Here is a 10,653-nt window from a genome sequence, read left to right on the forward strand (position 1 = left end):
GCCGTCAGTCCTGGTGCAGGCAGATGATGTTGCCCACCGTGTCATTGATCAGCGCGTCCGTGCCGCCATACTCCTGCTGCTGCGGCTCGGAGATCACCTCGGCCCCCCGGGCCCGGATCCGCTCGAACTCCTCACTGCCACCGGTCAGGGTCAGGACGAAGGCGGGCTTCCCGGCCAGGCGGGTCTCATTCTGGAAGGCCACCGCCGCACCCTCGGCGCGGCCGAGAACCAGGGCGGCGCCGGCGTCCGGCCCCGGGGCGCGCAGGGCGAGCCAGCGGAAGTCCCCGCTGGCAAAGTCCGTCTCCACCTCGAAGCCGAGGACCTCGGTGTAGAACTCCTTGGCGGCATCCTGGTCATGGACGAACACATGGGCCTGGTCGATCTTCATGGGGGCGCCTTTCGGGAGACGATGAGCTGAGAGGGATGGAGGCGTGGGGGGCGTGTGGGGCGGCGTATGACCGCCCCCTGCCCAGTATGGCCCGGCCCGCCTACGCTGGGGAGGGCCGCGGCCATCTCGCCGCACCTGCCACGAGCACGCACCACTGGAGGGCACCACATGAAGATCGGCATCGTCATCGGATCTGTTCGCGAGGGCCGCCTCGGCGCGTCCATCGGCGCCTGGGTGGCCGAACGGGCCCGGATGCAGGTCGACGCCGCGGACGTGGAGTGGGAGGTCCTGGACGTCAAGGCGTTCAACCTGCCGATCATGGCCGATGAGAACTGGGCCCAGGACGAGAACGGGCCGGCCGAGGTGCACCGGTGGCGGGACGCCGTGGCCGATTGCGAGGGCTTCGTCTTCGTCACCCCCGAGTACAACCGCAACATCCCCGGGGCCTTCAAGAACGCCTTCGACCTGCTGAGCCGGCAGTGGAGGGACAAGACCCTGGCCATCGTGGCCTACGGCGGGCTCGGCGGGGTCCGGGCGAACGAGGCCTGGCGGGTCACCACCGCCGCGTACAACATGCACGTGGTCGGAGACTCGGTGAACCTGATCCGCCGGGTCGATTTCCCCGGCGGGAAGCTGGCGCTGACCGACCACCATGACGCCTCCCTGGCCAAGGTCCTGGCCCGCCTGGTGTCCCTCACCCGCGCGGTCACCACCGAGCGGGACCAGGCAAAGTCCGAGACCAGTACCCCCTGAGCCAGGCTCACTGTCCCGACCGAGGCATCCACGTCACACGAATTACCCCTGTTCCGCCCGGGGCGAGGGCAATTCGTGAGACTCAGTTGCCGACGGCGGGGCGAGCTCCAGCCTCTCGCCCTGCCAACCCTCGCGGAGCCAGCGGTCATGGCTGGCCACGACGACGGCGCCCGGGTACCCCGGGATGGACGCCTCCAGCTGCGTGGAGAGCAGCAGGGAGAAGTGATTGGTCGGCTCGTCCAGCAACAGCACGTCGGGAGGGTCGGCCAGCAGCACGGCCAGGTCCAGTCGACGCCGCTGCCCCACCGAGAGGTCCCGGACACGGCGCTGTTCGTCTCGCCCAGCGATCAGGCCGAAGGTCCCCAACGGCACCCTCTGCGCGGTGGCGTCACCCACCGCCCATCGATATGACTCCGCGGCGGTCTCATCTTCGGCTCCCCGCTCGGCTTCGGTGAGATGCTCCGCGTCCTGACCCAACAGGCCGACCGTGAGCTGGCCGATGGTGGTGACCGAGCCGGCGTCGGGCATCAGGTCCCCGGCCAGGATGCGCAGCAGCGTGGACTTCCCGGCCCCGTTGGGCCCCGTGATGAGCAGGCGCGAGCGCGCGCCGAGCTGCACCGAGACCGGCGCCAACCGGCCGGTCAGGGCGACCTCGGTGGCCACCAGCACCGGCTCCGAATCCGACGCCGGCCGGCCGGTTACCTGCCCGCGTGCCGTGGCCAGCCCGCCGAAGCTCACGACAGCGGGCGGTCTGCGGACCTGTGATTCCTCCAGCCGGGCCAGCGCCGTGGCCGCCTCGTTGACGCGCCGGGAGACGACTTTGGCGTTGCGGTCCGCGTAGAACTTCTGGGCCATCTTGCCCTCCGTGGGAGGCGGGCGGTCTGCGTTGCCCACGGTGTGGTTGTCCTTGGCCTGCCGCCGCAGCCGCTTCAGCTCGGCTTGCTCGTCGCGGTACCGGCGCTCCCACCGTTCCCGCTCGCCGACCCGGTGCAGCAGGTAGTCCGTGTAGCGCCCGCCATAGCGGGTGAGCCCGAAACCGGAGCCCGTGCTGCCGGCGTCCGAGGCGCCGGGAACGTCCCGGTGGAGCTGCGGGGCGGGGTCGAGGTCGAGCAGGGTGGTGGCCACCTCGTCGAGGAACGCCCGGTCATGGCTGGCAATCAACACGGGCCCGGTCCAGCCCTGCAGCAGGTCCACGAGCAGCGCGGTGCCACGGGCGTCGAGGTGGTTGGTGGGCTCGTCCAGCAGCAGGGTGTCCGGGCGCCGCAGCAGCAGCCAGGCGAGGGCGAGCCGGGACAGTTGACCGCCGGAGAGGCTCGAGGCCGGGCGGGTTCGCGGGATACGTGTCAGGTCGAGTCCGTCCACGAGGCGGTCCACCTGCTGTTCCACATCCCACGCGCGGGTGCGGACGGCCTCGGCGAGGGCGCGGTCGTAGGCGGTGGCGACCTCAGAGGGGCTGGCGATGTCGGTCGGGGTGGCGGTGTCGGAGGGGGTGGCGGTGTCGGTCGGGTTGCCGGTGTGAGCGGCGTCGGCCGGGTCGGCGAGCGCCTCCGCGAGCCGGGTCACCTCTTCCGCGACCGCGCGGACCGGGGCTGTGGCCTCGTCCAGCACCTCATGCACGGTGAGGCCCAGGGCGAAGGGTGGCTGCTGGTGGAACAGCCCGACGCTGCCGGGGACGGTGACGCGGCCGCCGTGGTCGTCGTCCAGGCCGGCGATGATGCGCAGCAGGGTGGACTTGCCGGTGCCGTTCTCGCCGATGAGGCAGGCACGTTCGCCGGAGGCCACCGTGCAGGAGACATCGGTCAGCACGCGCCGGTCCGGGAAGGACTTGGAGACGCCATCGAGGGTGAGGTGGTCCGCACCGCCGAGGGCGGAGGCGACCGGGATGAGGGCCCGGCGACGGTCGGACGACAGGCCAGAAGAGCGCAGATCAGCGGAGGGCAAGGAATGGGGTCGGGTCATGAGAGGAGTCCTGGAAAGCACCTGCAGGGCCCCGCCGGGCAGTGCCTCGGGCGCGGGAGGGGCTGGACTCAACGCTTCATGACGTCAAGGCTACCCGGAGCACCGGCTGGATGTCACTGGGCTCTGGCCAGGAGCCGGCAGTGATGACCATGCTGGAGCCATGACTGATTCGACTGCCGACACTGCCTCCACCTCCACCCGGGACCTGACGGCCCTTGCCCTGGTCTGCACGCTGACCCCGTCCCCGGAGCCCTCCAGCAGCGAGCTGATGGCCCGGCACGTCCTGGGCGAGCTGGAGAGGAACGGTGTAACCACCTCCTCCGTCCGGGTGGTGGACCATGACGTGAAGCCCGGGGTCCAGGTCGACATGGGCCCAGGCGACGCCTGGCCCGCGCTTCACCAGCAGGTCCTGGACGCGGACATCCTCGTGCTCGCCACTCCCATCTGGATGGGCCACCCGTGCAGCATCGCCCAGCGGGTGATCGAACGGCTCGACGCGGACCTGTCCGAGACCGACGACCAGGGCCGGCCGATCATGTACGACAAGACGGCGATCGTGGCCGTGGTCGGCAACGAGGACGGCGCCCACAAGACGATCGCCGACATGACCCAGGCCCTCAGCGACATCGGGTTCAGCATCCCGGCCCAGGCCGGAACCTATTGGGTCGGCGAGGCCATGCAGACGGTCGACTATCAGGACCTCGACCAGGTGCCCGAGAACGTCGCCTCAACCACGGCCGGCGCAGCGCGCAACGCGGCGCACCTCGCCCGGCTGCTGCGTGCGGAGCCGTATCCGGCTGGTTCCTGACGCCGTAGTCGCACGATTCGCGGCCGTTTAGCGCGAGCCAGACCACCATCACCACGGCCGCGGTGGGCGGCGTGAAGGACACGGGCCCGTCGTGGCTCAGCCGCCGAGCCAACTGATGGCGGCGGCCAGGAGGAAGCCGGCAGAGGTGATCAAGCCGGTCCAGGCGTGGGTGATCTCGAAGGCCTCGGGGATCATGGTGTCGGCGATCATGGTGAGGATCGCACCGCCCGCGATGGCGGTGATGGCAGCAATCAGCGCGGGCGGGGCCGCGCCGAGTAGCAGGTAGCCAGCGGCTGCAGACAGGGCGCTGATGATCGTGATTCTGCCCCAGACTCCGAACACGTATCCAGGGCCGCGGTCGGCCTTTTTTGGCAGATAGCGTCAGTTGGAACTGCTGGTCTGGGTAGTTGGTACGGGGGTTCCAGGGACCTGGTACCGGCCCTCGTGGGTGTCGCGGAGGGCCGGTACCGAGGTCCCTGGAGAGTCTTACTCCCAGTGACTGGGTTGTGCCCGGGCACTGTCGTCGCGGAGCCTGCACATGTCCACGTCGCCGAGGTTGAGCTGGCGGGCGTTGTTGGCCAGCCGGTTCACGATCGAGTCGGCCGCGACCCGGTCTGGCAGTGCCTCCACCCAGTAGGCCGGTCCGGATTGCGAAGCGATCAGCGTGGGTAGGCGGTGTTCCCGGTTGGCCAACACCGCGAAGAGGTCGTTGGCCGCTTCAGGGTCGATGCCCACGGTGAGGAAATCATCGATGACCAGCAGGTCCACATCCGAGAGCTCGTTGAGGACCTTCTGGTGGCCGATGCCGTCACCGCGGGCGATGACCAGCCGGCGAGCCAGCTCATCCATCCGGGTGAAGGCAACGGTGTGTCCGCTCTGGCAGGCGGCGATCCCGATCGCGCAGGCCAGGTAGGTCTTGCCCCCGCCGGTGGGTGAGATGACCAGCAGGTTCGTGGGGTCCTGGCGCCATTGGTGAGCGGCGTAGCGCTTCATCCGCACCGGGGTGATCCCGCGTCCCTCCTGGTAGTGGATCTCAGCGACCGAAGCCTGCGGGATCGGGAACCTCGCCGCCCGGATCAGCTTCTCGATCCGGTGGGCCCGGCGCTGTTCCAGGGCGTCGTCCACGGCGGTGAGGAAGATCTGCTCCGAGGTGAGCTCGTCATTGGCCTCATCGGTGACGAGTTCCTCGAACCGTACGGCCAGGTGCGCGATACGCAGAGCACGGAACTTCTCATGGTCAACACTGGTGAACATCAGCCCTGAACCTCCTGGCCACCGCTCCGGTAGTGATCGGCCGAACGCACATGTACCGCGGCCTCGATATCAGGTCCGGGATCGACGCCGGAGGCGGGTTTGCGGGTGGCCGCGGCCGGTGACAGTGTTCTGGGTTTCTTGGCGTCGGAGTCGATGGTGGCCATGATCTGACATGCTCTGGAGATTTCGGACAGTGGGCCCTCTTAAAATGAGGGTCTACTGAAAGTAGAGGTCAGCATGGCCGCATCACGCAGACGCTTCACCCAGGAGTTCAAGGACGAGTTGTGCCGGGAGGTCATCTCAACGTCCAAGCCCATCAAGGACGTGGCCCTCGCCTATGGCGTTGGGCCCGAGACCTTGCGGAACTGGTTGGTCAAGTACCGGGAGGCCAACGGAGGAACCGAGACTGAGTTGACGGTCTCTGAACGGGCCCGACTCAAGGAGCTCGAGCGGGAGAACCAGGAGCTGAGGGCGGAGACGGCTTTCCTGAAAAAAGCCAGCTTAGACTCAAACCGTCAACGCAACAGTGCCTCGTATCGTTCGGCCGGTGTGTCGTAGTCAAGAATCTTCCGGGGCCGGTTGTTCAGCTTCTCAGCGATCCGGTTCAAGTCGGTCTGGGAATATCCGTTCATGCTGGTCTTCTTCGGGAAGTACTGACGCAGCCACCGGTTGGTGTTCTCGTTGGTCCCACGTTGCCACGGTGAATGCCGATCGGCGAAGTACACGCTGATCCCCGTAGCGGCGGCGACGTCCTTGTGTCCGGCCAGTTCCATTCCGCGGTCCCACGTCAGGGAACGGGCCATGGCTTCGGGCAGGACCGACAGCTCTCGGCACAGGCCCTCGGTGACTGAGGACGCATGACGCGAGGCGACGTGGACCACGCAGGTGAATCGGCTGGTGCGCTCGACTACCGTGGCGATTTGCGATTGCTGGGACCCGATCATCAGGTCGCCTTCCCAATGACCTGGCACCGTGCGGTCGGCGACTTCGTCAGGACGGTCATGGATCGACACGGCATCCTTGATCTGGGAGCGCCACTGCCCTGTCGTGGTGTTGTTCACTGCCCGCCGGATCGGCCTACCGGTGCGCAGATGCTGCTGCAACGATTTGTCCAGCACGCCCCAGGACTGGATGTACAGCGACCGGTAGATCGCCTCATGCGAGATCTGCATCTGCGATCCGGCGGCATACTGCTTCTTCAGCCGGCCGGCAATCTGCTCCGGTGACCAGTCCTCATCCAGCCGGGCGGCGACATAGCCGCGCAGCACCGGATTCTTGGCCAGTTTGGACTTTTGTGGACGGCGTGCCTTGCGCCAGGCCCGATCATCGGCGTCGATGGCCCGGTAGCGGGCCCGGCCCTTGTTCTGGGCGACCTCCCGGCTGATTGTCGAGGCCGGCCGGCCCAGCTGACGACCGATCTGGCGGTACGAGTCGCCTGCTGCCAGACCGCGGGAGATCTCCTCGCGCTCGACCAAGCTCAGCGATCCACATCGGCGTTGCTGGGGCGGCTGATAGATTCCGCCCTTGGGCCGCAGGATCGAGAACACCGACCCCGGCGGCGAACCGACCGAACGCGAGATCTCGCTGATCGACGAACCCGCTTTCCACATCTCCCAGACCCGCTGCCGTTCCTCCGGCGGCAGACCCGGCCGGCCGATCTTTGCCATCGTCTACCTCCACCACAAAGCCGATTGGTGTTGCGTTGACGGTTTGAGTCTAAGAGCGCTTACTTCGCGAGGGAGCAGCGGTAGTGAGCAAGTATGAGTACATTGAATCCCAGAAGCACGATCCGCAGAACGTCCACCCGGCGGTGAAGATGTGCCGCTGGTTGGCTGTCTCAACGTCCGGTTTCTACCATTGGGCCCAGCGCCCTCAATCGGCCACCGCGGCCCGCAGACAGGCCTTGACGGGGCGAATACGGCACTTCTTCGAAGCCTCTGACGGGACCTACGGGTATCGGCGGATCCACGCCGATCTGGTGGAGGCCGGCACCGAGTGTTCCCCGGAGTTGGTGCGTCAGGTCATGCGCCACGAGTCCCTGGTGGCCTGCCAGCCACGCCCGTTCCGGGTCACGACCCAGGCCGACGCCGACGCGGCAAAAGACATGCCCGACCTGGTCAAGCGGGACTTCACCGCCGAGCGGCCTGGGACGAAGTTCGTCGGCGATATAACCTACATCCACACCTGGCAGGGGTTCATCTACCTGGCCACCGTGATCGACTGTTGCTCGAAGAAGGTCGTGGGGTGGTCGATCGCCGATCACATGCGCACCGAGCTCGTCGAAGACGCCCTGAGGGACGCCGCCGCGACGACCGTGATCGAGCCTAACGCGATCTGGCACTCTGACCGGGGCAGTGTCTATACCTCGGCCGACTTCCGGGCCCTGGTAGCCAGTCTGGGGATGCGTTCCTCGATGGGCAGGACCGGGGTGTGCTGGGACAACAGCATGGCGGAATCGTTCTTCGCGAGCCTGAAGAACGAGCGCGTTTACCGCACCGTCTACGCCACCAAGGCCCAAGCCCGGCGCGATGTCATCGCTTACATCGAGGGGTTTTACAACAGCCGGCGCCGCCACTCAGCGCTCGGCTACCAGCGTCCCAACGAAGTCCACTACAGTTACCAGCAGTCGGCAACGGCAGCGTAGAAATCAATCGAATCCGCTGTCCGAAATCACCACAGCCCCTAGCTGCCAGGATGGTTGTGAACCGGTTGGTTCCCCGACAGATGGAGCAGGTTCATGACTGTGATCATTCCCCCGAGGCAGTATTCACGTGAGGAGCGTCAGCAGCTGGTGCTGGAGTACCTGGAGCAGCCATTCGGTTCCAAGGCGCAGTTCCTCCAGGGCCACCAGATCGCCCAGCACCGGATGTACCGGTGGCGCAAGGCGTTGGCGGACGGTGATCTGGACACCGGGCAGGTGCCCCGGAAGACTGGGGTGATGACCCGCCGTGAAGCCGCCGAGGTGCGCCGCCTGCAGGCCGAGATCGACCGGCTCAACGAGCAGCTGGCCTCCGAGCGCAAGGTGGTCGATGCCTTGGGAAAAGCTATATCGGTCATGCACGATCTTGGCGTGGCCGACGACGCGGAGGACCAGGATGGGACGAGGAAGAACAAGCCCGGCACCAGCAGCTGATCGCCGCTGAGCAGGAACTGGTCGACGAGCTCAAGGCCGCCGGCCGGTCCCAGAACCAGACGCTGGCGCTGATCGGGCTCTCCAAGGCCTCCCATCACTACCGGGCCAAGCCGCGGCCGCCGGTGCCGGATCCGATGGCCCACGCCGATCGAGACCAGCCCCACGCCCTGGATGCCCAGGAGCGCGGCCAGGTGCTCGGGCTGGTGACGGCTGGCCGGGATGCCGGGCTCAGCGTGGAGCAGGTCCACCTGCGCCACCTGGACGCCGGCCCGGTGCTGGCCAGTGCGGCGACGTTCCACCGCCTGGCGGCCACCACGGGGCCACCGCGGCCGAGACCGACCCGCCCGTCGCCGCCGCGTTCGACCAGCACGCCCCAGCTGGTAGCGGTCCGGCCCGATGAGGTGTACTGCTGGGACATCACGTTCTTGCCCGGGTGGCTCTCACGCCAGCACTACGCCCTGTACTCGGTGATCGACCTGTTCTCCAGGGACATCGTGGGGCACACCGTGCAGCCCGGTGAGGACCAGCAGATCGCCGCAAGGCTGCTGGCCGGGGTCATCGACGCCGCCGCCGGAACGGTGCGGAAAGTGCACTCGGACAACGGGGCTGCGATGAAATCACACACGGTGGCCAAGGTCCTGGCCGATCGGGGTGTGGAACGGTCCCTGATCCGGCCCGGAGTGAGCAATGACAACGCCTACATCGAGTCCTGGTTCGGCACTGTGAAGTACTCCCACGCCTACCCCGGGGCCTTCGAAGACCTGGACGAAGCCAGCCAATGGGTCACCGGATGGGTGGAGAACTACAACCACCACCACCGGCACACCGGCATCGGTGGCTACACCCCGGCCAGCGTGCACGACGGGACCTGGACCGAGGTCGCCAGGGCACGCCAGCAACACCTCGACGCCCACTACCAGGCCCACCCCCGACGCTATCGCCGACCGCCGAAGGTGCAGACCCCGCCGCAACGGGCCACGATCAACCTCGCCAACGACGGCAGCCGCCTCGAGATCCCCTCAACCCTTCAAGCACTCATTACCCAGTAGAACGGTTCACAACAGGTTGACAACCGTCGGCAGCTCACTGTTCGTGGGGTGCCTGCCGTATAGCCGGTACTCCTTCGTCGAGCCGACCCTGGACTTGAAGCAGGACACCTGCTGCGCGCCCACGTGGGCATGTTCGAGTACTTCGGCGGCAGCGTGCCCAGGATCGTGCCCGACAACCTCAAGACCGGGGTCATCAAGCACCCGAAGGAGGGCGAGATCGTCCTCAACGACGCCTACCGGGAGATGGCCGCTCACTACTCGGCGGCCGTGCTGCCGGGCAGAATCCGGGCACCGAAGGACAAGGCCAGCGTGGAAAACACGGTCTGGCATGTCGCGATGCGCGTCATCGCCGACCTCCGGGACCAACAGTTCGCCACGTTGCCGCAGCTCAAGGTGGCCGTCACCGACCGCGTTGACGCCTACAACGCCGAACCGTTCCAGAAGCGCGCCGGCTCCCGGCTCAGTGTGTTCGAAGCGGAGGAGAAGGCGCTGCTGCGCCCGCTGCCGGCCGTGGCCTATGAGATCAGCCGGTGGGTCTACGGCCGCAGGGTGGCCCGCAACGGGCACGTGGCCTTCGCCCGGAACTTCTACTCGGTGCCCTACACACACGTCGGGGCCAAGGTCGACCTGCGGGTCACGGACACCATGCTGGCGGTCCACCGCGGCCAGCAGAGACTGGCCAGCCACCTGCTGGTCCCGGAGAACGTGGTCAATGAATACCGCACCCACGACGCCGACCTGCCAGCCGGACCGAAATATCGGGAGTGGGACCAGCACCGAGTCAGAGAATGGGCCGCGCGCGTGGGACCATCGACGGTGACCGTGGTGGACAGGGTCTTCGAATCCGTTCCAGTGGCCGAGCAGGGCCTGAACCCGGCGCTGGCCGTGTTGCGGCTGACCCGCCGGTTCTCCGCCGAACGGGTGGAGGCCGCCTGCAGTATCGCGTTGGCCGGCCCGATCCGCTCCCCGCGATATGCCCACCTGCGACCGATCCTGGACACCGGCCAAGACAGACCAGGAGCGCTCACCAGCAGCCCGCCCGGGACCCCGCCGGCGGAGGAGACCGGTGGTTACGTGCGTGGGGCCTCCTACTACGCGGCAGGAGGCGCCCGGTGACCCGGATCGATACCGAGACCAAACGCAAGCTGCGCGAGATGGGAGCCACCGCCCTGCTGGAGTCCCTCGAAGCCCGGGACGAGACCCTCATGCTCGGACTAGGTGCGTGGGTCAGTAATCGTGGGGTCGATCTTTAAAACGCCGGCGGATTGACCGGGCTGTCTCCTGGCGGGCTGGGAGAATCGGGTGATGG

11 protein-coding genes and 3 pseudogenes are annotated in these 10,653 nt (G+C 67.3%); 8 read left to right on the forward strand and 6 right to left on the reverse strand.

From position 1 onward, the window contains the following. Positions 1–4 precede the first annotated feature (4 nt). Positions 5–388, reverse strand: coding sequence for a VOC family protein (locus tag AB0333_RS14050; protein ID WP_366219304.1), 384 nt, complete (start codon positions 386–388; stop codon positions 5–7). A 168-nt stretch (positions 389–556) separates the two neighbouring features. Here AB0333_RS14050 and AB0333_RS14055 point away from each other — a divergent pair, with 168 nt between their 5' ends. Then, on the forward strand, positions 557–1,141 hold the full coding sequence (locus tag AB0333_RS14055; RefSeq protein WP_366219305.1) for an NAD(P)H-dependent oxidoreductase: 585 nt from the start codon (positions 557–559) through the stop codon (positions 1,139–1,141). Between the two features lie 42 nt (positions 1,142–1,183). On the opposite strand, the gene AB0333_RS14060 is transcribed toward AB0333_RS14055, so the two are convergent. Then, a complete protein-coding gene (locus tag AB0333_RS14060) occupies positions 1,184–3,100 on the reverse strand; it encodes an ABC-F family ATP-binding cassette domain-containing protein (protein ID WP_366219307.1) in 1,917 nt (638 codons plus the stop codon). A gap of 160 nt (positions 3,101–3,260) precedes the next feature. Here AB0333_RS14060 and AB0333_RS14065 point away from each other — a divergent pair, with 160 nt between their 5' ends. Then, positions 3,261–3,908 carry an NAD(P)H-dependent oxidoreductase gene (locus AB0333_RS14065; RefSeq protein WP_366219308.1) on the forward strand — a complete coding sequence of 216 codons (648 nt, stop codon included), beginning with the start codon at positions 3,261–3,263 and terminating at the stop codon, positions 3,906–3,908. Between the two features lie 96 nt (positions 3,909–4,004). Here AB0333_RS14065 and AB0333_RS14070 read toward each other — a convergent pair whose 3' ends face one another. The 3 genes from AB0333_RS14070 to AB0333_RS14080 all read right to left on the reverse strand — a co-directional run bounded on the left by AB0333_RS14070 (position 4,005) and on the right by AB0333_RS14080 (position 5,326). Continuing rightward, positions 4,005–4,250 carry a hypothetical protein gene (locus tag AB0333_RS14070; RefSeq protein ID WP_366219309.1) on the reverse strand — a complete coding sequence of 82 codons (246 nt, stop codon included), beginning with the start codon at positions 4,248–4,250 and terminating at the stop codon, positions 4,005–4,007. Positions 4,251–4,394: 144 nt separating this feature from the next. Beyond that, positions 4,395–5,162, reverse strand: a complete 768-nt coding sequence (locus AB0333_RS14075; protein WP_366219310.1) for an ATP-binding protein — start codon at positions 5,160–5,162, stop codon at positions 4,395–4,397. Continuing rightward, the gene (locus tag AB0333_RS14080) at positions 5,162–5,326 is read right to left on the reverse strand and encodes a hypothetical protein (protein WP_366219311.1); all 165 of its coding nucleotides are present in this window, start codon (positions 5,324–5,326) and stop codon (positions 5,162–5,164) included. Before AB0333_RS14080 ends, AB0333_RS14075 begins: the two co-directional genes overlap by 1 nt. Before the next feature lie 73 nt (positions 5,327–5,399). Here AB0333_RS14080 and AB0333_RS14085 point away from each other — a divergent pair. Beyond that, positions 5,400–5,660, forward strand: a pseudogene (locus AB0333_RS14085) (transposase); the annotation flags it as partial. A 17-nt stretch (positions 5,661–5,677) separates the two neighbouring features. On the opposite strand, the gene AB0333_RS14090 reads toward AB0333_RS14085, so the two are convergent. After that, positions 5,678–6,829 carry an IS30 family transposase gene (locus tag AB0333_RS14090; RefSeq protein ID WP_366219312.1) on the reverse strand — a complete coding sequence of 384 codons (1,152 nt, stop codon included), beginning with the start codon at positions 6,827–6,829 and terminating at the stop codon, positions 5,678–5,680. 56 nt (positions 6,830–6,885) lie between these two features. Here AB0333_RS14090 and AB0333_RS14095 point away from each other — a divergent pair. The 5 genes and pseudogenes from AB0333_RS14095 to AB0333_RS14115 all read left to right on the forward strand — a co-directional run. Next, positions 6,886–7,806, forward strand: a pseudogene (locus AB0333_RS14095) (IS3 family transposase); the annotation flags it as partial. A 93-nt stretch (positions 7,807–7,899) separates the two neighbouring features. Next, positions 7,900–8,295 carry a transposase gene (locus tag AB0333_RS14100; protein WP_366219314.1) on the forward strand — a complete coding sequence of 132 codons (396 nt, stop codon included), beginning with the start codon at positions 7,900–7,902 and terminating at the stop codon, positions 8,293–8,295. A 134-nt stretch (positions 8,296–8,429) separates the two neighbouring features. After that, positions 8,430–9,344, forward strand: coding sequence for an integrase core domain-containing protein (locus tag AB0333_RS14105; protein ID WP_366219315.1), 915 nt, complete (start codon positions 8,430–8,432; stop codon positions 9,342–9,344). Positions 9,345–9,381: 37 nt separating this feature from the next. Beyond that, positions 9,382–10,460 (forward strand): annotated as a pseudogene (locus tag AB0333_RS14110) (IS21 family transposase); the annotation flags it as partial. Further along, positions 10,457–10,597: a hypothetical protein gene (locus AB0333_RS14115; protein ID WP_366219316.1), complete on the forward strand. Its 141-nt coding sequence runs from the start codon at positions 10,457–10,459 to the stop codon at positions 10,595–10,597. The pseudogene AB0333_RS14110 and the gene AB0333_RS14115, both read left to right, overlap by 4 nt. Positions 10,598–10,653 lie beyond the last annotated feature (56 nt).

The sequence above is a fragment of the Citricoccus sp. NPDC079358 genome (assembly GCF_040702545.1).
Taxonomy (GTDB): domain Bacteria; phylum Actinomycetota; class Actinomycetes; order Actinomycetales; family Micrococcaceae; genus Citricoccus.

Bases quoted from the DNA above. Each gene is read 5' to 3' on its own strand.
- AB0333_RS14105 (WP_366219315.1), top strand. From the start codon at position 8,430: ATGGCCCACGCCGATCGAGACCAGCCCCACGCCCTGGATGCCCAGGAG.
- AB0333_RS14080 (WP_366219311.1), bottom strand. From the start codon at position 5,326: ATGGCCACCATCGACTCCGACGCCAAGAAACCCAGAACACTGTCACCG.
- AB0333_RS14060 (WP_366219307.1), bottom strand. From the start codon at position 3,100: ATGACCCGACCCCATTCCTTGCCCTCCGCTGATCTGCGCTCTTCTGGC.
- AB0333_RS14065 (WP_366219308.1), top strand. From the start codon at position 3,261: ATGACTGATTCGACTGCCGACACTGCCTCCACCTCCACCCGGGACCTG.
- AB0333_RS14090 (WP_366219312.1), bottom strand. From the start codon at position 6,829: ATGGCAAAGATCGGCCGGCCGGGTCTGCCGCCGGAGGAACGGCAGCGG.
- AB0333_RS14050 (WP_366219304.1), bottom strand. From the start codon at position 388: ATGAAGATCGACCAGGCCCATGTGTTCGTCCATGACCAGGATGCCGCC.
- AB0333_RS14075 (WP_366219310.1), bottom strand. From the start codon at position 5,162: ATGTTCACCAGTGTTGACCATGAGAAGTTCCGTGCTCTGCGTATCGCG.
- AB0333_RS14055 (WP_366219305.1), top strand. From the start codon at position 557: ATGAAGATCGGCATCGTCATCGGATCTGTTCGCGAGGGCCGCCTCGGC.
- AB0333_RS14100 (WP_366219314.1), top strand. From the start codon at position 7,900: ATGACTGTGATCATTCCCCCGAGGCAGTATTCACGTGAGGAGCGTCAG.